Below are 20,998 nucleotides of genomic sequence, written 5' to 3' on the forward strand. Positions count from 1 at the left end.
TGGCAACGGCATTTCCGAGGAATTCCAGGTGTTCCGGCACATGGCCAATCTCGAGACCGTCAACACCTATGAGGGCACGCATGACGTGCACGCGCTGATCCTCGGCCGCGCGCAGACCGGATTGCAGGCGTTCTTCTGAGATGACGGCGGACCGGGCAGAGCACGTCCACCGGCGCTTTCTCGAGCGGGTCGCCGCCGGTGATTTCCCCAAGGCCGACCTGCCGCATGACCTGCCGCTTAACGCCGAGCGGGCCGTCGGCATCTTCCGCTCGCAATGCATCTCGCGCCATCTCGACCGGATGGCGCGCCGGATGCAGAAGGCGGGGCAGGGCTACTACACGATCGGTTCGTCCGGGCACGAGGGCATGGCCGCCGTCGCCGCGGCGCTGCGCCCGACGGACATGGCCTTCCTGCACTACCGTGACGGCGCGTTCCAGGTCGAGCGCGCGGGCCAGGTCGACGGCCAGAACCCGATCCGCGACATGCTGCTGAGCTTCGCCTGTTCGACCGACGATCCGGTCTCCGGCGGGCGTCACAAGGTGCTGGGCTCGAAGGCGCTGACGATCCCGCCGCAGACCTCGACCATCGCCAGCCATCTGCCGAAGGCGGTGGGCGCGGCCTATTCGATCGGGCTGGCGAAACGTATGCGGCCCGAACACGCGGCGCTCGAACCCGATTCCATCGTCATGTGTTCCTTCGGCGATGCCTCGGCCAATCATTCGACGGCGCAAGGTGCCTTCAACACGGCCTGCTGGACGGCCTATCAGGGCGTTCCGTTGCCGCTGATGTTCGTCTGCGAGGACAATGGCATCGGCATTTCGGTGAAGACCCCGCCCGGCTGGATCGAGGCGAATTTCTCCGACCGGCGGGGGCTCGCCTGGTTCGCGTGCGACGGGCTCGACATCTTCGAGACCTATGCCACAGCGCTTGAGGCGGCGGAGTTCGCGCGGCGCAATCGCCAGCCGGTGTTCCTGCATGTGAAGACGGTGCGGCTCTTCGGTCATGCCGGCTCGGACGTGGAAGCGGCCTACCGGCCGAAGGCCGAGATCGCGCAGTCGGAGGAGGCCGATCCGCTGGTGCGCACGGCGGGGCTGCTCGCAAGGGCAGGCTATCTTTCGCCCGCTGACGCGATCGATATCTATGAAGGCATCGAGAAGGCCTGCGAGGCCGAGATGGAATTCGCCGTCGACCGGCCGCGGCTGAAGCGCGCGCGCGATGTGATGGCGAGCCTGATCCCGCCGAAACGCGCATGCAAGCGCAGGAACGGACCGTCGCAGGACGAGCGGACGCAGGCGTTCGGCGGCGACGAAAAGGCGTTCGACCAGCCGCAGCCGATGGCGAAGCTCATCAACTGGGCGTTGACCGACCTGATGCTGGAGCACCGCGAGATCGTGCTTGCCGGCGAGGATGTCGGCGTGAAGGGCGGCGTCTACGGCGTGACGCAGAAGCTTTGCGAGCGGTTCGGCCGCCACCGCGTCATCGACACGCTGCTGGACGAGCAGTCGATCCTCGGCCTTGCCATCGGCATGGCGCATAACGGGTTCGTGCCGATCCCGGAAATCCAGTTCCTTGCCTATCTGCACAATGCCGAGGACCAGTTGCGCGGCGAGGCGGCGACGCTGCCGTTCTTCTCCAACGGGCAATATGCCAATCCGATGGTCGTGCGCATCGCCGGGCTCGGCTACCAGAGGGGCTTCGGCGGGCATTTCCACAACGACAATTCGCTCGCTGTGCTGCGCGACATTCCGGGCATCGTGATTGCCTGTCCGTCGAATGGCGCGGACGCCGCGATGATGTTGCGCGAATGCGTGCGGCTGGCGCGCGAGGAACAGCGCGTCTCGGTCTTTGTCGAGCCGATCGCGCTCTATCCGATGCGCGACCTGCATGCCGAAAAGGACGGCCTGTGGATGCGCCACTATCCCGCGCCGGACAAACGGATTGCGCTCGGCGACATCGCGGTGGAGGGCCATGGCGACCATCTCGCCATCGTCACCTATGGCAATGGCTGCTACCTGGCGCACCAGGCGGTCGAGAAGCTGATCGAGGCGCACGGAATCGAAAGCCGCATCATCGACATGCGCTGGCTCGCGCCCTTGCCGGAACAGGCGATCCTCGAGGCAGTCTCGGGCTGCAGGCACGTGCTGATCGTCGACGAATGCCGGCGTACCGGCTCGCAGTCCGAGGCGCTGATGGCGCTGATGGCGGAAAACGGCGTGAAATCGTTTGCCCGGATAACCGCCGAGGACTGTTTCATCGCCACCGGGCCTGCCTATGCGGCGACACTGCCGTCAACGGCGGGCATCGTCGATGCCGCGGTGGCGCTGGCGAAAGGCGCCCGGAAAGACGGCTAGCGCTTCCGGTTTTCCCGGAACGAAACGGTGCCGGCAGCATTGTCTTTGCGCGCGCAAGCTGGCAATGAAAACCGGATGGCGGACACAGAACAAACAAAAAAAACGTCAGCGCCAAGACGCAGGCGACGCCGGAAAGAGGCGCGTCCGGCCGAACTGATCGAAGCCGGGTTGCAGGAGTTCGCCGAAAAAGGCTTCGCGGCGACCCGGCTCGAGGACGTCGCGGCGCGCGCCGGTGTCGTCAAGGGCACCATCTATCTCTATTTCGAGAACAAGGAAGCGCTGTTCCGCGCCGCGATCCATTCCAGGACCGCTCCGGCCATCGCCGATGTCCAGGGGATCGTCGACACCTTTCCGGGCGACACCGAAAGCCTGCTTCGTCTCGTCTTCCACACTATGTACGAGAAGCTCGTGAAGGGCGACGTGCGGATCATCCTGCGCATCATGATTTCGGAAGGGCACCGGTTTCCCGAAATTCTGGAATATTACCACGCCAACACGATCTGCATCGCCAAGCAATTGCTCACCAGGATCCTGCGACGCGGCATCGAGCGCGGCGAGTTTCGCGCCGACATTCCGATCGATTATCCCGTGGTCGTAGCGGCGCCCGCGATAACGGCGGCAATGTGGATGATGACTTTCCAGCAGTACGATCCGCTCGACATCGATGCCTATGCCGCCGCCCATGTTGACATCGTTCTCAATGGGCTGTTGAGCCGCGCTTGAGGATACTCCATAACCGCCCGATCAATCCCGGCCGCGACGCAGCGGCCGCAACGAGGTCTGACAAAACATGAAACTTGCCACATTGAAGAACGATACGCGCGACGGGCGTCTCGTCGTCGTCTCCCGGGACCTCACGCAGTGTTCGGATGTCGCCCATATTGCGCCGACGCTGCAGGCGGCGCTGGACGACTGGCATGCGGCCGCGCCGCGGCTGGAGCGGGTCGCCGAGGGTATCGAGACGGGCGCGCAGCCGACGGAGCGGTTCCACGAACACGAAGCCATGTCGCCCTTGCCGCGCGCCTATCAGTGGGCCGACGGCTCGGCCTATGTGAACCATGTCGAACTGGTCAGGAAGGCGCGCAATGCGGAGATGCCGGCGACGTTCTGGACCGATCCGCTGATGTATCAGGGCGGTTCCGACAGTTTCCTCGGGCCGCGCGATGCTGTCGTGATGGCCGACGAGGCCTGGGGCATCGACTTCGAAGGCGAGGTGGCGGTGATCGTCGACGACGTGCCCACGGGCGCGAGCGCCGAACAGGCGCGTGACGCGATCCGCCTTGTCATGCTGGTCAATGACGTCAGCCTGCGCGGGCTTATCCCGGGCGAGCTTGCCAAGGGGTTCGGCTTCTTCCAGTCGAAGCCGTCGAGCGCGTTCTCGCCGGTCGCCGTGACGCCCGATGAACTGGGCGATGCCTGGGACGGCGGCAAGGTGACCTTGCCGCTTTGCGTCGATTTCAACGGCGCGGCTTTCGGCCGGGCGAATGCCGGCGTCGACATGACCTTCGATTTCGGCGAACTGGTCGCCCATGCGGCCAAGACCCGGCCGCTCGGCGCCGGCGCGATCATCGGATCGGGCACGGTGTCGAACAAGCTCGACGGCGGGCCCGGCAAACCGGTCTCCGAGGGCGGGGCGGGCTATTCCTGCATCGCCGAAATCCGGATGATCGAGACGATCAACAACGGCACGGCCTCGACGGCGTTCATGAAATTCGGCGACACGGTCCGCATCGAGATGAAGGACGCCGACGGCCATTCGATCTTCGGAGCGATCGAGCAGACGGTCGAAAAATACGGCGGCTGAACGGTTTTTGCCCAAGGCCCATTCACCGTTTCCGTAAAACGGTGAATGGGTCTAGGCTTGGCCGGCCGCAGATGACCGCGGAGGTCCAATGACCGGGAAAAATGATCTTGCGAAAGACCGGCTCGGCCGCAATGCGGAGGCGTTCTACGAGGCTTTGCTCGACGCGCATGAAGGGCTGACCTTCGAGCAATGCGTGCGCATGGACACCCGCCTGATCCTGATCCTCGCCAGCCAGATCGGCGATCCCGAGCTTCTGGCGGCCGCGCTGGCCGCCGCGCGCAAGGGCGCGAAATAGGCACTTCCCGCACTTCCCGTCTGCCGCTAGGGCAGATGGAAGGTCTTAATATGCCAAATCCGGAATATTGCCTAAATAGTGGGCGGTAATTCCGTATGCGCGATTTTTGCCCATATTTCAGGCTTCCTGCCATTTCACGCAGCAAGCGACTCGCGTGTTTTCCGGTTGGCGCGGCGAGTCCGTTTTCGGGCGCAAGGCGCTGAAAAACAACATGAAAGATCTCTGTCTACTGCGAAATATTGGGGTTGGCACGGCGATTGCTGGATAGCCGAGGTCACCAACTGTCAGGAGCCTCCCATGAATTTCATTCGCAAAACCATGGCTGGTGTCTTCGCAAGCGCTGCGCTCGCCGCAGCTACGCTTGTACCGAGCGCGCAGGCGCAGGAAGACACCATCAAGGTCGGCGTTCTCCACTCGCTTTCGGGAACGATGGCGATTTCCGAAACCACGTTGAAAGACGTGATGCTGATGCTCATCGACGAGCAGAACAAGAAGGGCGGCCTTCTCGGCAAGAAGCTCGAAGCCGTGGTCGTCGACCCGGCGTCGGACTGGCCGCTCTTCGCCGAAAAGGCGCGTGAACTGATCACGGCCGACAAGGTCGCGGCCGTCTTCGGCTGCTGGACGTCCGTATCGCGCAAGTCCGTGCTGCCGGTCTTCGAGGAACTGGACTCGATCCTGTTCTACCCCGTGCAGTACGAGGGCGAGGAAAGCCAGCGCAACGTGTTCTACACGGGTGCGGCGCCGAACCAGCAGGCGATCCCGGCCGTCGACTATCTGATGAATGAAGAAGGCGTCGAGCGCTGGGTTCTCGCCGGCACCGACTATGTCTATCCGCGCACGACCAACAAGATCCTCGAAGCCTATCTGAAGGCCAAGGGCGTGGCTCCGGACGACATCATGATCAACTACACGCCGTTCGGTCATTCCGACTGGCAGACGATCGTCTCCGACATCAAGGCCTTCGGTTCGGCCGGCAAGAAGACCGCCGTGGTTTCCACCATCAATGGCGACGCCAACGTTCCCTTCTACAAGGAACTCGGCAACCAGGGCATCTCGGCGTCCGACATTCCGGTCGTCGCCTTCTCGGTCGGCGAGGAAGAGCTTGCCGGTCTCGACACCGCGCCGCTGGTCGGCCATCTCGCCGCATGGAACTACTTCCAGTCGGTCGATACGCCGGAAAACGCCGCCTTCATCAAGGAATGGAAGGCGCGAATGGGCGAGAACCGCGTGACCAACGACCCGATGGAAGCGCATTACATTGGCTTCAACATGTGGGTCAAAGCGGTCGAGAAGGCCGGCACCACGGACGCCGACGCCGTCATCGCCGCCCTGCCGGGCATCCAGGCGCCGAACCTGACCGGCGGCATGTCCACCATGCTTCCGAACCACCACATCACCAAGCCGGTGCTGATCGGTGAAATCCAGGACGACGGCCAGTTCGAAGTGGTCTCCGAGACCGAAGACCTGGTTCCGGGCGACGCATGGTCGGACTACCTGCCGGAATCCAAGCCGCTGAAGTCCGACTGGGTCGAGCTGAATTGCGGCAACTACAATACCGAGACCAAGACCTGCCTCGGCGGTTCGTAGGATCTCCAACTGTCAGGGGAGCCGATTGTCCGGCTCCCCGCCCATGTCCCTGAAACACTTTGCTAGGCGCGGCTGACCAACCCATGCGGCTGATCATTCTCCTTTCCGGGCTGCTGGCCCTCATTCTGGCCGCCACCATGCCCGTATCCGCCGACGAAGCCGAACTGCGCGCCGTCATCGCCAAGTTCTCCGAGGCGAAGAAATTCTCCCAGACCGAAGCCGTCATCGAAGAGTTGCAGGCACTCGGCGACACCGATGCCGTCCCGACGCTGAACGCCTTGTCCGACGGGCTTTTGCAGGTGCGCGAAAGCGACGGCGCGGTGTTCATCATCAAGGGCGACGGCGAGACCGTCGACCTGCTCGATCCGCTCACGCGCGAGGCCGCAGGCACGGCCCCCGGGGCCGATCTGCGCAAGGTCAAGGTCAAGAACTCCATCCGGCGCCTGATCGCCGATGTCGTCTCTGGTCTGACGCTGCGCGCCAGGAACTCGGCCGTGCGGCTCGAGGCGGCGGAGACGATGTTCTCGCGGCCCGATCCCGCGATGATCGCGACGCTCGACGGCGTCATCGCGGAAGAAACCGACGCCGGCGTGAAAACCGCCTTCATGCAGGCGCGTGCCGCGGCCGTTCTGCAATCCGACCTGCCGGAAGCCGACAAGCTCGATGCGATCGCGCTCATGCGCGACCGCGGCGGCCGCGACGTGCTGCCGATCCTGACCGCAATCGGCGCCAGCACCCAATCCGACGCGATCCGTGCCGCAAGCCGCGAGGCGATCGCGTCGATCGAGGAATCGATGATGTTCTGGGATGCCGGCCAGAACATCCTCTACGGCGTCTCGCTCGGCTCGGTGCTGCTGCTCGCCGCCATCGGCCTCGCCATCACCTTCGGCGTCATGGGCGTCATCAACATGGCGCATGGCGAAATGGTCATGCTCGGCGCCTACACGACCTTCGTCGTGCAGGAATTCATCCGCACATCCGCACCCTGGGCCTTCGACTATTCGCTGGCCATCGCGCTGCCGCTCGCCTTCTGCGTCTCCGGCGCCGCCGGGCTGGTGATGGAGCGCGGCATCATCCGTTTCCTCTACGGGCGGCCGCTCGAAACGCTGCTTGCGACATGGGGCGTGTCGCTGATCCTGCAGCAGGCGGTGCGCACGATCTTCGGCCCGACCAACCGCGAGGTCGGCAACCCGTCCTGGATGTCGGGATCGTTCGAGGTCGGCGAATTGCTGATCACCACCAACCGGCTGTGGATCGTCGTCTTCTCCGGCGTCGTCTTCGCGATCCTGCTGCTCGTGCTCAAACGCACGCGCTTCGGGCTGCAGATGCGCGCCGTGACGCAGAACCGCCCGATGGCCTCGTCGATGGGCATCGCGACGCCCTGGGTCGACGCGTTTACCTTCGCGCTCGGCTCGGGCATCGCCGGCATCGCCGGCGTCGCGCTCTCGCAGATCGACAACGTGTCGCCCAATCTCGGGCAGGGCTACATCATCGACAGTTTCATGGTCGTCGTCTTCGGCGGAGTCGGCAATCTCTGGGGCACGCTGGTCGGCGCGATGACGCTCGGCATCGCCAACAAGTTCCTCGAACCCTATGCCGGGGCCGTGCTGGCGAAGATCTTCATCCTCGTCCTGATCATCCTGTTCATCCAGAAACGTCCGCGCGGCCTGTTCGCGCTCAAGGGAAGGTCGGTGGAGGCATGATCACCGGTTTCCTGTTCAGGGCGCTGGACCGCAAGGCGATCCTGGTCGCGCTGGCGCTCATGGCGATCGCGCTGCTGGTGCCGCTGTCGAACCTTTATCTGCCGGCCTCGCATCCGCTGCATGTGCCGACGCATATCCTCAGCCTGTCGGGCAAGTACCTCACTTACGCGCTGCTGGCGCTCGCCCTCGATCTGGTCTGGGGCTATTGCGGCATCCTTTCGCTCGGCCACGGCGCGTTCTTCGCGCTCGGCGGCTATGCGATGGGCATGTATCTGATGCGCCAGATCGGCACGCGCGGCGTCTACGGCAATCCGGTCCTGCCTGATTTCATGGTGTTCCTGAACTGGAAGGAACTGCCCTGGTACTGGTACGGCTTCGACCAGTTCTGGTTTGCCGCGCTGATGGTCGTCGCCGTGCCCGGCGCGCTCGCCTTCGTGTTCGGCTGGTTCGCCTTCCGCAGCCGCGTCTCCGGCGTCTATCTGTCGATCATCACCCAGGCGCTGACCTACGCGCTGCTGCTCGCCTTCTTCCGCAACGAGATGGGCTTCGGCGGCAATAACGGCCTGACCGACTTCAAGGACATTCTCGGCTATTCGGTGCAGGCGCGCGAAACCCGCGCGGCGCTGTTCGCCGCGACCGCCATCGCGCTGGCGCTCGCCTTCGTCATCTGTTCCGGTATCGTCAATTCGCGCTACGGCAAGGTGCTGGTCTGCGTGCGCGACGCGGAAAGCCGGACCCGCTTCATCGGCTACCGGGTCGAGCACATCAAGCTGTTCGCCTTCGTCGTCTCGGCGATGATGGCGGGGATCGCCGGCGCGCTCTACGTGCCGCAGGTCGGCATCATCAATCCGGGCGAATTCGCGCCGGCCAACTCCATCGAGGTGGTCATCTGGACGGCTGTCGGCGGGCGCGGCACGCTGGTCGGGCCGATCATCGGCGCCATCGCGGTCAATGGCGGCAAGAGCTACTTCACCGCGGCGTTCCCGGAATTCTGGCTGTTCGCGCTCGGCGCGCTGTTCGTCGCGACCACGCTGTTCCTGCCGAAGGGCATCGTCGGCCTCGTCAGTGGCGGGGTCGCGCGCCTCAGGACGGGCCGCGAGGCCGACCGCATCGAGGAAACCCTGCAGCCGGAAGCGGGAGCGGCGGAATGAACGAGAGGCTGACCAGGTCGCTGCTCTATCTCGACGGCGTGTCCGTTTCCTTCGACGGATTCAAGGCGATCAACGAATTGTCGCTGACCGTCGAGCCCGGCGAGATGCGCGCCATCATCGGGCCGAACGGCGCCGGCAAGACGACGATGATGGACATCATCACCGGCAAGACCCGGCCCGACACGGGCACGGTCCTGTTCGAAGGCTCGGTCGACCTGACGAAGCATGACGAGGCGGCGATCGCGCAGCTCGGCATCGGCCGCAAGTTCCAGAAGCCGACGGTGTTCGAGAGCCACACCGTCGAGGACAATCTGGAACTGGCGCTGAAGCGCGATCACGGCATCGTCGCGACGCTGTTCAACAGCACGTCGGCCGACCAGAAAACGCGCATCGAGGAAATCCTCGACACCATCCGCCTGACGCATCGCCGCGCCGAGCGCGCGGCCGACCTCTCGCACGGCCAGAAGCAATGGCTCGAGATCGGCATGCTGCTGGCGCAGGACCCGAAACTGCTGCTCGTCGACGAGCCGGTCGCCGGGATGACCGACGCCGAGACCGTCGAGACGGCGAAGCTCTTGCGCGGCATCGCGGGCGAGAAGGCCGTGATCGTCGTCGAGCACGACATGACCTTCATCCGCGACCTCGACGTCAAGGTGACCGTGCTGGCCGAAGGCTCGGTGCTCGCCGAAGGCTCGCTCGACCATGTCAGCGCCGACGAGCGCGTGATCGAAAGCTATCTGGGGCGGTAATTCGTGATGTTGTCCTCGGTCAATGCGATTGCAGGCGGTTCGAGTATTCTTCCCGCGGACATGTCCGTCACGGAGGGATTGGCGATGCTGCGACGCAGGACGCTGTTGGGGCTGGGGGTCGCCGCCGGCGCGCTTGTCGCCGGCGGCGGATTGACCGCATCCGCCTATCGCCGCGCGATGGCGCAGGCGCGCACGCGGATCTCGCCGGAACGCAGCACGCTGGTCGCGAGCCGGTTCGGCGATCTCGAATATGCCGAGGCCGGAACCGGGACGCCGTTCCTGATGGTTCACGGAACGGGTGGCGGCTTCGACCAGGGGCTGGCGTTCGCCGCACCACTGGTCAGGGCCGGCTACCGCGTCATCGCCCCGTCGCGCTTCGGCTATCTGCGCTCGGCCTTTCCCGACGATCCGTCGTCGGCCAACCAGGCGGACGCTTTCGCCGATCTGCTGGACGCGCTGGGCATCGACAGGATCGCCATCGCCGGCGGATCGGCCGGTGCGCTGTCGGCAATGCAATTCGCCATCCGCCATCCAGACCGCTGTGCCGCATTGCTGCCGATCGTTCCGGCCAGCTACGCACCCGACCGGCCGCCGGCGCGTCCCTGGTCGCCGTTTCAGCAATCGGTCGCGGAAAGCGTGTTGCGGTCGGACTTCCTGTTCTGGGCGGCCATCGTCACCATGCGCGAGACGATGATCGAAACCCTGCTCGCGACGGACGCCGCCGTCTACGAAGCGGCCAGCGCCCCGGAAAAGGCGCGCGCGGACGAAATTCTGCGGGGCATCCTGCCGGTCAGCGCGCGCGCCGACGGGCTTCTCAACGATGCGAGGCTTTCCGGCAATCCGGCGCCGATGGACCTGCAGAAGGTCTTAGCGCCGACACTGGCCATTTCGGTCGAGGACGACCGGTTCCTGACGGCGGACGCGGCGCGCCATATCGCGGCAAGCGTGCCGGGCGCGCGTCTCGTCACCTATCCGAGCGGCGGCCATATCTGGCTCGGCCACGATCGCGAACTATTCGGCGAAATCGACATGTTCCTGAAGGGGATCGGCTACGCATGACCGCACTTACCGTTTCCGGGATCGATCTCTATTACGGCGCCGCGCAGGCGCTGCGCGGCGTTTCGGTGACCGCCGGGTCCGGCAAGATCACCTGCGTGCTCGGCCGCAACGGCGTCGGCAAGTCGTCGCTGCTGCGCGCCGTGATGGGGCACCAGCCGATCCGCAAGGGCGAGATCGCGCTGGACGAGGAGACGCTTTCCGGAGCGCCGCATGCGCGGGCGGGCAGGGGGCTCGCCTATGTGCCGCAGGGCCGCGAGATCTTTCCGCTGCTGACGGTCAGGGAGAACCTCGAAACCGGCTATGCGCGGCTGCCGCGCAAGGACCGCAATGTGCCGGGCGACGTGTTCGAACTGTTCCCGGTCTTGAAAACCATGCTGTCGCGGCGCGGCGGCGACCTGTCCGGCGGCCAGCAGCAGCAACTGGCCATCGGCCGGGCGCTGGTGACACGCCCGAAGGTGCTCGTCCTCGACGAGCCGACCGAGGGCATCCAGCCCTCGATCATCAAGGATATCGGCCGGGCGCTGCAATATCTGCGCGACGAAAAGGGCATATCGATCCTGCTGGTCGAGCAATATCTCGATTTCTGCCGCGAACTGGCCGACCAGGTCTACATCATGGACCGCGGCGAGATCGTCCATGAAGGCGCGGCGGACACGCTGGATGACCCGGCGGTGCGGCGGCATCTGACGGTGTAGGCTGCGCCGGCTGACCGAATGGGATTTAAGGGCTGTTTCGAGCCCTTTGTGACGGTTCTGCGGTGCAATCGAACGCCTTCTATCGCGCTACAGAGGCGATCGCCTTTTTCGCTACAAGGCAATAACTCATGGGTATTTGTGCCTCGCGACCCGCGTAAATATCGTATTCCGGTGCGCGATTGGGCGTATAGGTTTTGATCAATGAGTATTGGTATTGACAAGGGGCTCGCTTCGCCAATCTATTTGGATCATCTCGCCTTGGCGATAGTTATGAGCGCATAATTACGCAGCATCCCAAATGGAGTGATTGAATTTGACGGCGGGGGGCTTTTATCGAGTGGCGGCTGCGGCTGCTGGGCCATGTGAAACGGACAAGCTGATGGAGGTCATCGAACCGTACCTCACCTTTGCCATAGACCGGCACGCAGATGAGCGACTGGCTTTGGATTTTTCGCTACGCGTTTTGCCGGGCGCATTTGTCAGTTCCCAATGGCTGTCAGGTGCCGCTGTATCGCGCCGGAAAAAACACGCCACAATGGACGGAAATGACGATCTGTGTCTGCTGGTTCCCCGCGGAGGGGGAACGATCCAGATGCGTTTTCCTGACCGGCGTCACGGGCTGGATGACGTTGTCTTACATGCAGGAGGGTACGCCCAACTGTGGGGAAATGAGGAAAGTTATCACTCCTGGTCGCTGGGGAGCGACAATCAGGTCATCTGCGTCCCGCGCGCAGAAGTCTCCGATTCTGTCAACGACCTCGATGATGCCCTTTATCGCGGCGTGCCACAATCCGCCGCGCTCAACCTCTTGTGCGGTTATGCGAAGACGCTGGCGAGCAACATCGGGCCGCTCGACAAAGGGACGCTCCTCCAGGCTAGGAAGACGCTGACCGATCTCTTCATCCTCGCGCTCGGCCCCACCCGCGATGCGGCCGAAGTGGCAAAGGATAGCGCGCGGGCAGCACAGTTCGCACGGATCAAGGCCGATATCGAGGAAAATCTCGACAATCCGGATCTCTCTCTTGGCTGGTTGGCACGACGGCATGGCCGGCGCCCTCGCGCCATCCGCGATCTGTTTTACGCTTTCGGTACAAATTTCACCGATCACGTGCTTGCCACAAAACTCGGGCGAGCCAACAAGATGCTCTCCGACCCCCGATTGTGTGAACTCACAATAACGGCAATCGCTTTCAGAGCTGGTTTCAGTGACCTGTCGTGGTTCAATCAGGCATTTCGCCGCCGCTACGGAATGACGCCATCTGATCAGCGCAGGATCTCGCAGGAAAAGCACTCGGCCTCGACAATCCGATAGCGGCTCTCACCCCTGCCGCATCCCCCAAGTCTGAATATTCGCGACGAGCTATTCCTCATGCCGCGAGGCAAAGCATTGAGGAACCATGTCGATGACCAGTGGAAGTTCATTCACCGCCGCAGGTGGAAAGCGCCTGAATATTACATTGGGGGCGCTGTTGACATCGACTGCCTTGGGTCTGTTTGCCAGTCATCCGGCATATGCGCAGCAGGTCATTGAAGGCGGCGCCAACGAGACTGTCATCGGCGGAGGCGGCGGCACGCGACCGGACCCGTGGAACGTCGGCGATGATCTGACGATCGGCGATAGCGGCGCGGGCATGTTGACCGTCACCAATGGTGGTGGCGTCGGCAGTGATACAGGGCGTATCGGCATGTTCAGCACCGGCACGGTAACGGTCGATGATCCTGGCTCGACATGGGACCTTCTGAATTCCCCGCTCTATGTCGGGGTTGGCGGCGCGGGCAATCTGCATATTACCGATGGCGCGGTGGTTGAAAATGGTTCCGCCTATATTGGTGATGAGGCTGGTAGCGAGGGCGTTGTCAACGTGAACGGTAACAATGCCACTTGGGACAATAGCGGTGGCCTGATTGTCGGAAACGCTGGTGAGGCCACGCTGAATATCACGAATAGCGGCGTTGTGAATAACAGCACGGCGCGCATCGGCGAGCTTGAGGGCAGTCTTGGCCATGTCAATGTCGATGGATTCGGATCGACTTGGACAAGTTCGGCCAGCCTCTATGTCGGCGATCACGGGCAGGGCTTGCTGGGCATTTCCAATCAGGGCGCGGTCAGCAGCAACTCGGGCGTTATTGGCGCTTCAGACACAGGGTTTGGTCAGGTCACCGTGGATGACGCGGCCTGGAATATCGCCAACACCCTCGATGTCGGTAATGACGGCGCAGGCAGGCTTGATATTTCGGGGGGCGGTGCCGTCACCAACGGCAATGCGATTGTCGGCAGCGCGGCGGATAGCAGCGGCATCGCCAATGTGCGTGGTGTGGGGTCTGTCTGGAACAACGCTATTCTGACTATCGGCGAGTCCGGCACCGGCGAAATCAACATTACCAACAGCGGCACGGTGAACAGCACCGTGGCCAGGATCGGCGCCGATGCCGATGGTGTCGGGACCGTGAGTGTTGATGCCGCGACCTGGAATAACGCTAATAACTTGCGCGTGGGCAATTGGGGCGAAGGCACGCTCAATATTACCGGCGGCGGCACGGTCAATAGTTCGGCGGGTTATGTTGCGGCCACGCCGGAAGGCGTCGGTACAGTCAATATTGAGGGCGCCGGTTCCAATTGGACCACAACCGGCGGAAATTACATCGGGTGGCAGGGCGATGGCACGCTCACGCTCTCCGATGGCGGGGGGGTCGTCGTTGGCTCCGGCCAGTTGACATTGGCCAATGCCGCAGCGACCACCGGCACACTCAATATCGGTACCGGGGGCGGCGGTGCGGCGGGCGTGGTCGACGCCCTTGTGGTTGATGGCGGTTCCGGCACCGCGGTGATCAATTTCAATCATAGCGATGCCGATTACTTCTTTACCAGTAATGGCACGGTGGCTGGCACCAATATCTCCATAACCGGTTCGACCGTAGTCAATCATATCGGCTCTGGGACAACGGTCTTGCGCGGCCTCAACACCTATACGGGGGGCACCACGGTCTCCAACGGCACATTGCGCAATTTGGGTACGATTGGCGATGTACTGGTTACCGGCGGCACGTTTGGCGGCGATGGCACGGCGGGTGCCGTCACCATCAATTCCGGGGGAACGCTGGCGCCAGGCAATTCCGTTGGCCTTATGACGGCGGCTTCCGCCAATTTCAATGCCGGATCAGTCTTTGAAGTTGAACTCAACAATCCAGGCAATCTTGCAGGCGTCAATAATGACCTTCTTAACGTCACTGGCATTGCCACCATCAATGGCGGCACGGTATTTGTAACGCCGGAAAATATCGGCGAAGACGGCAGTACCTACACGCCCGGCACCACCTATACCATTCTGGCTGCGGGCGGCGGGGTAACCGGAGAGTTCGACGCCGTGAGCGATGCGTATGCCTTCCTCGATTTCGCGCTCTCTTACGACCCAGGCAATGTCTTTTTGACTTCGTCGGAAGCGACCAGCTTCTGCCTGGCTGGCATGACGGCCAACCAGTGCGCGACGGGAGATGGTGCCTTCTCGCTCGGTGCGGGCAACAGTGTTTTCAACGCCGTGCTTGCGCTATCCGATACTGAAGCCCCCGGTGCGTTCGACCGGCTTTCGGGTGAGATCCACGCCAGTGCGAAGACGGTGCTGGTTGAGGACAGCCGCTTTGCCCGCGAGGCGGCGCTGGAGCGGTTGCGCGTGGCACTCGGTGGGACGCGCAGCAATGCCGGTCAGGCGGTACGGGAGACTCCTGAAGGCACCAATATCTGGGCGCAAGGCTTCGGCTCGTGGAGCCAGTGGGGTGGCGATGGCAATGCGGCAACCCTCAACCGCTCTATCGGTGGGGTGTTCATGGGAGCGGACGCCGAGATCGCTGATGATATCACCCTCGGCCTGATGGGTGGCTATTCCCGTTCCGGTGTCAGTGTCGCGGACCGCATGTCTTCGGGCATTGTGGACAGCTACACACTTGGGACCTATGCGGGCGGGAGCTGGAATGCCTTCTCGTTGAAGGGCGGTGCAGCCTATGGCTGGAACGCTCTCAGCACGTCCCGCTCGGTGGCCTTCACCGGCTTTTCCGACAGCCTGTCGGCGTCCTACAATGCCCGCACCTTCCAGGCCTATACCGAGGCGGCCTACACTATTGATGTCGGCAATGCCCGCATCGAACCCTTCGCCAATCTTGCCTATGTGAACCTCAACGCCGACGGTTACACCGAGACCGGCGGCGCGGCAGCACTCACCGTGGCGTCCAACACCGTCGATGCGACCTTCACCACCCTTGGCTTGAGGGCCGATACCGATGTGTCGCTCAGCGGCATGGATGCCACGCTACGCGGGGTGGTGGGCTGGCGGCATGCGTTCGGCGGCACTCCAACCTCGCAGATGCGCTTCGCCTCGGGCGGCAATGCCTTCACCATCGCGGGCGTGCCGCTGGCGCAGGACACCCTGGTGCTTGATGCCGGGTTCGACGTGAACCTGACCGACAGTGCCACGCTGGGCCTTGCCTATGGCGGCCTGTTCGGCTCGGGGGTGGCGGACCATTCCGCCAATCTCAGTCTGAACGTGCGGTTCTGAGTGCCGGCAGAGTCTCGCGCGCACTCACGCAAGACCTGCGCCCGCCGGCCCAATTGTTGAGGCGGCTGGCGTCTTTCCTTCTAGACATGAAGATCATACCCATGCCCGGCACAAGGTTCGGCCTTACCGCCGGTGCCGCTCGCACCCTCTCCGCTTCGAGATCCTTCGCCCAGGAGATAGGCGTGCCCGGCAACGCCTCCCACCTGCGCGAGGGCCATGGCGACTGGCGGATAGCCTGCACGGCATTGTCACATAAAATATGGCTGCCCTTTCCGCTGAGCTTCCGCGATGTGGAAGACCTGCTCGCAGAGCGCGGCATTGACATTTCCTATGACACCGTCACGCGCGGGTCTTTGAAGTTCGGGCAGGTGGGCATCCGCTTTTGGTCTACGTTTCGCCTGTCGAGGATGGCCGCAATGAGGGCACGAAGCAGCCATTCGAACGCTCGTTTCATCACGATACTCGGGTAAAGCGCGAATCCGGCCTTTCACCGCATTTCGGCATCTCCTGTCGATAATCAATGCTATTTCGTTGCATAAACCGAATCAGCCTTTCCCCTAAGCGCATTGATTTCAAATCATTTCTGCCCGCCCGTCCGGTTTGCATATCCAACGCCTCCAATCCTCCCCTATCCTTTCCCGCGTCCTCTCGAAGGAAGCCCGGATGCGCACCGGCAACGGGGAGCGGGCCGGTGCCTGGCTGGCTGCGGGAGCGTGCCGCGGTCTGGTGATGAGCCCCAAGCCAGGGCGGAAGGCGTCCCTCGAAGACGGGATCGCAACCGCAAGACCACCGAGCGGGCGGTCGAAGGACCGCACATACACATTAGACAGAGCGATCCTCCGACCGCCCGTCTTCCTGTTGTTTGACAATCCGGTCTCGAAAACGAGGTGCGGCGATGTTGATGCGTGGCCTTTCCCTCCCGCGGTAATGATACCGCTTGACCTTCCAGTTACTGGAAGCCCTATCTAGGGGTTACAAAGACTGGAAGGTTTGACCCATGGGCACACACGATCATTCGCATCACGAGCACAAGAGCGACGGCAGTTGCTGCGGTTCGGCGAAAGCCGGGGGCGCGGCGCCTGCGGGCGAGACCGCGATCGATCCCGTCTGCGGGATGACGGTGAAGCTCGGCATTGGAAAGCCGTCGCTGACCTACAAGGGCACCGAGTACCATTTCTGCAATCCGAAGTGCCACGACCGCTTCGAGGCGGACCCGTATTTCTATTTGTCGGGCAACAACAGGAAAAAGAAAAAGGCGGCGCCGAAAAACGCGCTCTACACCTGCCCGATGGACCCGGAAATCGTCCAGGAGGGGCCCGGAACCTGCCCGATCTGCGGCATGGCGCTGGAGCCGATGAGCGGCGTTTCCGACGAGCCGAACCACGAGCTGATCGACTTCACGCGCCGGCTGTGGGTGAGCGCCGGCGCGGCGATCCCGCTGCTGATCCTGACGATGGGCCCGATGATCGGCCTGCCGGTGCGCGAATGGATCGGCGAGCGGATCGCCGTCTACCTGGAATTCCTGCTGGCGACGCCGGTCGTGCTGTGGGCGGCGCGACCGTTCTTCCATCGCGGCTGGACGTCGCTGAAGACGCGCAATTTCAACATGTGGACGCTGATCATGCTCGGCGTCGCGGCGGCCTATGCCTACAGCGTGGTCGGCACCTTCATGCCGGAACTGTTCCCGGCGCGGATGCTGATGGAAGGCGGCCATGTGCCGGTCTATTTCGAGGCGTCGGTGGTGATCATCGCGCTCGTCTTCGTCGGCCAGGTGCTGGAATTGCGCGCCCGTGAACGCACCGGCGACGCGATCAAGGCGCTGCTCGATCTGGCGCCGAAGACGGCGCGGCGGATCACGCCCGACGGCGACGAATATGACGTGCCGCTCGAAAACATCATCGAGGGCGACCTGATGCGGGTCCGGCCGGGCGAAAGCGTGCCCGTCGACGCGGTCGTGCGCGAAGGCCATTCGTCCGTCGACGAGAGCATGCTCACCGGCGAGCCGCTGCCGGTCGAAAAGGAAGAAGGCGATAACGTCACCGGCGGCACGCTAAACAAGAACGGTACGCTCGTCATCGAGGCGGCCAAGGTCGGCGAAGACACCATGCTGGCGCATATCGTCGAGATGGTCGCCGCGGCGCAGCGCTCGCGCGCGCCGATCCAGGGGCTGGCCGACCGCGTGGCGTCGTATTTCGTGCCGACGGTGGTTGCGGTCGCGATCATCGCCTTCATCTCATGGATGGTGTGGGGCCCGCAGCCGGCCTTCGTCTTCGCCATCGTCTCGGCGGTCTCGGTGCTGATCATCGCCTGTCCCTGCGCCCTCGGGCTGGCGACGCCGATGTCGATCATGACGGCGACCGGGCGCGGCGCGCAGGCGGGCGTCCTCGTCAAGGAGGCCGGCGCTCTGGAACGCATGGCGAAAGTCGACACGGTGGTCGTCGACAAGACCGGCACGCTGACCGAGGGCCGGCCGAAGCTGACCGACGTGGTGGCGCTCGGCGATGCGAGCGAAGACGACGTGCTGGCCTTCGCCGCGGCGCTGGAGAAGGGCTCCGAGCACCCGCTCGCCGAGGCGATCGTCGCCGGGGCGGAAGAGCGGGGGATCAAGCTCGAGGCCGCTTCCGGTTTCGAGGCGGTCACCGGCCGAGGCGTCAAGGGCACGGTTGGCGGCAAGGCGGTCGCGCTCGGTAACGGCGCGATGATGCAGGCCGAGGAGATCGAAGCCGGCGCCGCGACGGAGCGCGCGGACGCGTTGCGGACCGAGGGCAAGACGGCGATGTTCGTTGCCGTCGACGGAGCGGTCGCCGGCATCGTGGCGGTCGCCGACCCGGTGAAGGAAACCACTGCCGATGCGATCAGGGCGCTGCACGACGCCGGCCTGCGCATCATCATGGCGACCGGCGACAACGAGCGCACGGCAAAAGCCGTCGCCGCCCATCTCGGCATCGACGAGGTGCGCGCCGGCGTGCTGCCGGAGGACAAGAAGGCGCTGGTCGACGCACTGCACGCCAGGGGCGCCAGGGTCGCCATGGCCGGCGACGGCGTCAACGACGCGCCGGCGCTGGCGGCGGCCGATGTCGGCATCGCGATGGGCACCGGCGCCGACGTCGCGGTCGAAAGCGCCGGCATCACGCTTCTCAAGGGCGATCTGCAAGGCATCGTCAAGGCGAGGAAACTGGCGCAATCGACGCTTGCCAACATCAAGCAGAATCTGTTCTTCGCCTTCGCCTACAACTCGATCGGGGTCCCGGTCGCGGCCGGCATCCTCTATCCGCTGACCGGCACGCTGCTGTCGCCGATGATCGCGGCGGTGGCGATGAGCCTGTCGTCGGTCTCGGTCATCTCCAACGCGCTGCGCCTGCGCTCGCTGAAGCTTTGAGGAGGACGGCATGAATATCGGAACGGCCGCCGAACAGGCGAACCTGCCACCCAAGACGATCCGCTACTACGAGGAGATCGGGCTGTTGTCGCCGGGACGGGCGGAGAACGGTTACCGCGACTATTCGGACAAGGACGTCCACCGCCTGCGCTTCCTGCAGCGTTCGCGCAGCCTCGGCTTCACGATCGACGAATGCCGGCTGCTGCTGTCGCTCTATGACGACAAGAACCGGGCTAGCGCCGACGTGAAGGCCGTGGCGCTGGAAAAGGTCGCCGAGATCGACCGCAAGATCGCGGAGCTGCAATCGCTGCGCGACACGCTCGCGACATTGGCGAAGCACTGCCACGGCGACGGCCGGCCGGATTGCCCGATCATCGACGATCTCGCGGGGGAGCACGCCTGAGGAGGCGTCAGCCGGCCAGCCACTCGGCGAGTTTCGCCTTGCGCATGTCGGCGAGGAGTTTGACGAAGCCGCGCGCCTGGTGTTCGGCTGTGAGTTTTCCCTTCTCGGCGGTCGCCTTGGCGGCTTCCCCGACCGCGCCGCCTGGGTTTACGTCCTGCGCGATCCAGGCGAAGGCGTGGGTGCCGGTATGGGCGATATGGCTGAATGTCTCCTGCGCGTCGGCAACGCGCGAGGGGAAATTTTCCGCCTTGTCCATCTTCACGGTTTCGGGCCGGAAATGCAGCATCAGCGAGGTTTCGACGTCGCCGCCATGGATGCCGTATTTGCGCTCGTAATCGCCATAGAGCCCGTCCGGGACGCCGAAGCGCATCCAGGACGTCTTGGCGACCAGCATGTCATGGCGCACCCGCAATTCGCGCGCGACGATGCCCATGATCTCCTCGTTGCCGCCATGCGAGTTGACGATCACCAGCTTGCGGATGCCGGCGCGGGCGACGGATGCGCCGAGGTCGCACCAGTGGTCGATCAGCGTGGTCGCCGAGATCGTCAGGGTGCCGGGCGAACGGATGTGTTCGTTCGACTTGCCGACGGCCTGGATCGGCAGGACGCGGACATCGAGATCGTCCGGGACGAGCGGCGAGACGGTCTCCAGCATGCCGGCCATGATCGTGTGGTCGGTCGAGACCGGCAGATGCGGGCCGTGCTGCTCGGTCGCGGCGATCGGCAGGACCGCGACGACCGCGTCCGGGTCGAGGCCCTCGAAGTCGCGCGTGGTGCGGTCGCTCCACCAGAAATGTCGGCTCATCATGCGCTCCTTGCCGGTGCGGCCGCGACCGCCTCGATCTCGACCGTGAATTCCTCGCGGGCAAAGCCCGAGACGATCATCAGCGTCGAGGCCGGGGCGGGTTCGGAAAACAGTTCGTCACGCACGGCCATATAGGGTTTCAGATGTTCGCGTCCGGTGACATAGGCGTTGATGCGCACGATGTTATCCAACGTCATCCCGGCTTCCGTTAGAATTGCCTCGATATTGGCGAAACACAATCGTGCCTGGGCTTCGGTGCCGGCGGGAATCGCGTCGTCGGGGCCGATGCCCAGCTGGCCGGAACACAAGACCAGCCGCATGCCTTCGGAAACCTCGACGCCATGGCTGTATTTGGCGAAGGGCGGCCGGATCGACGCCGGCGTCAGATGGGTGAACAAGGGGGCACTCCGCTTCGGATTTGACGCCCCATAATGCAAAGCGCGTGGGCAAAGACAAGCGTGCTGCATTTT

General features: G+C 63.8%; 17 protein-coding genes and 1 pseudogene. 16 read left to right on the top strand and 2 right to left on the bottom strand.

Annotation, left to right across the window (positions count from 1 at the left end; genetic code table 11):
* The 16 genes and pseudogenes from IG169_RS16455 to cueR all read left to right on the top strand — a co-directional run.
* A pseudogene (locus tag IG169_RS16455) lies at positions 1-139 on the top strand (acyl-CoA dehydrogenase); the annotation flags it as partial.
* Between the two features lies 1 nt (position 140).
* Positions 141-2,351, top strand: a complete 2,211-nt coding sequence (locus tag IG169_RS16460) for a dehydrogenase E1 component subunit alpha/beta (protein WP_193177330.1) — start codon at positions 141-143, stop codon at positions 2,349-2,351.
* Positions 2,352-2,426: 75 nt separating this feature from the next.
* Positions 2,427-3,074: a TetR/AcrR family transcriptional regulator gene (locus IG169_RS16465; protein ID WP_193177331.1), complete on the top strand. Its 648-nt coding sequence runs from the start codon at positions 2,427-2,429 to the stop codon at positions 3,072-3,074.
* Between the two features lie 67 nt (positions 3,075-3,141).
* Positions 3,142-4,155: a fumarylacetoacetate hydrolase family protein gene (locus IG169_RS16470; RefSeq protein WP_193177332.1), complete on the top strand. Its 1,014-nt coding sequence runs from the start codon at positions 3,142-3,144 to the stop codon at positions 4,153-4,155.
* Positions 4,156-4,243: 88 nt separating this feature from the next.
* Positions 4,244-4,450 (top strand): DUF2783 domain-containing protein, encoded by a 207-nt coding sequence (locus IG169_RS16475; protein ID WP_193177333.1) that lies wholly within the window; start codon positions 4,244-4,246, stop codon positions 4,448-4,450.
* Positions 4,451-4,747: 297 nt separating this feature from the next.
* Positions 4,748-6,037 carry an urea ABC transporter substrate-binding protein gene (gene urtA, locus IG169_RS16480; protein ID WP_193177334.1) on the top strand — a complete coding sequence of 430 codons (1,290 nt, stop codon included), beginning with the start codon at positions 4,748-4,750 and terminating at the stop codon, positions 6,035-6,037.
* An 83-nt stretch (positions 6,038-6,120) separates the two neighbouring features.
* Positions 6,121-7,740 carry an urea ABC transporter permease subunit UrtB gene (gene urtB / locus IG169_RS16485; RefSeq protein ID WP_193177335.1) on the top strand — a complete coding sequence of 540 codons (1,620 nt, stop codon included), beginning with the start codon at positions 6,121-6,123 and terminating at the stop codon, positions 7,738-7,740.
* Positions 7,737-8,891 (top strand): urea ABC transporter permease subunit UrtC, encoded by a 1,155-nt coding sequence (gene urtC, locus IG169_RS16490; RefSeq protein WP_193177336.1) that lies wholly within the window; start codon positions 7,737-7,739, stop codon positions 8,889-8,891. Before urtB ends, urtC begins: the two co-directional genes overlap by 4 nt.
* A complete protein-coding gene (gene urtD, locus IG169_RS16495; RefSeq protein ID WP_193177337.1) occupies positions 8,888-9,640 on the top strand; it encodes an urea ABC transporter ATP-binding protein UrtD in 753 nt (250 codons plus the stop codon). The genes urtC and urtD overlap by 4 nt, the downstream gene beginning before the upstream one ends.
* Positions 9,641-9,724: 84 nt before the next feature.
* Positions 9,725-10,699: an alpha/beta fold hydrolase gene (locus tag IG169_RS16500; protein WP_193177338.1), complete on the top strand. Its 975-nt coding sequence runs from the start codon at positions 9,725-9,727 to the stop codon at positions 10,697-10,699.
* A complete protein-coding gene (gene urtE, locus IG169_RS16505) occupies positions 10,696-11,394 on the top strand; it encodes an urea ABC transporter ATP-binding subunit UrtE (RefSeq protein WP_193177339.1) in 699 nt (232 codons plus the stop codon). Before IG169_RS16500 ends, urtE begins: the two co-directional genes overlap by 4 nt.
* 379 nt (positions 11,395-11,773) lie before the next feature.
* Complete coding sequence (locus IG169_RS16510; RefSeq protein ID WP_193177340.1) at positions 11,774-12,706, top strand: helix-turn-helix transcriptional regulator; 933 nt, start codon at positions 11,774-11,776, stop codon at positions 12,704-12,706.
* Positions 12,707-12,797: 91 nt separating this feature from the next.
* Positions 12,798-15,941 carry an autotransporter outer membrane beta-barrel domain-containing protein gene (locus IG169_RS16515; protein ID WP_193177341.1) on the top strand — a complete coding sequence of 1,048 codons (3,144 nt, stop codon included), beginning with the start codon at positions 12,798-12,800 and terminating at the stop codon, positions 15,939-15,941.
* 182 nt (positions 15,942-16,123) lie between these two features.
* Positions 16,124-16,411, top strand: coding sequence for a hypothetical protein (locus IG169_RS16520; RefSeq protein ID WP_193177342.1), 288 nt, complete (start codon positions 16,124-16,126; stop codon positions 16,409-16,411).
* A gap of 527 nt (positions 16,412-16,938) precedes the next feature.
* A complete protein-coding gene (locus IG169_RS16525) occupies positions 16,939-19,320 on the top strand; it encodes a heavy metal translocating P-type ATPase (RefSeq protein WP_193177343.1) in 2,382 nt (793 codons plus the stop codon).
* A gap of 10 nt (positions 19,321-19,330) precedes the next feature.
* Positions 19,331-19,723, top strand: a complete 393-nt coding sequence (gene cueR / locus IG169_RS16530) for a Cu(I)-responsive transcriptional regulator (RefSeq protein WP_193177344.1) — start codon at positions 19,331-19,333, stop codon at positions 19,721-19,723.
* 7 nt (positions 19,724-19,730) lie between these two features.
* Here cueR and IG169_RS16535 read toward each other — a convergent pair whose 3' ends face one another.
* The gene (locus IG169_RS16535; RefSeq protein ID WP_193177345.1) at positions 19,731-20,528 is read right to left on the bottom strand and encodes a creatininase family protein; all 798 of its coding nucleotides are present in this window, start codon (positions 20,526-20,528) and stop codon (positions 19,731-19,733) included.
* Positions 20,528-20,926, bottom strand: a complete 399-nt coding sequence (locus IG169_RS16540) for a RidA family protein (RefSeq protein ID WP_193177346.1) — start codon at positions 20,924-20,926, stop codon at positions 20,528-20,530. Before IG169_RS16540 ends, IG169_RS16535 begins: the two co-directional genes overlap by 1 nt.
* Between the last annotated feature and the right edge of the window lie 72 nt (positions 20,927-20,998).

Origin of the sequence: Oricola nitratireducens (assembly GCF_014904745.1) — a bacterium.
Taxonomy (GTDB): domain Bacteria; phylum Pseudomonadota; class Alphaproteobacteria; order Rhizobiales; family Rhizobiaceae; genus Oricola; species Oricola nitratireducens.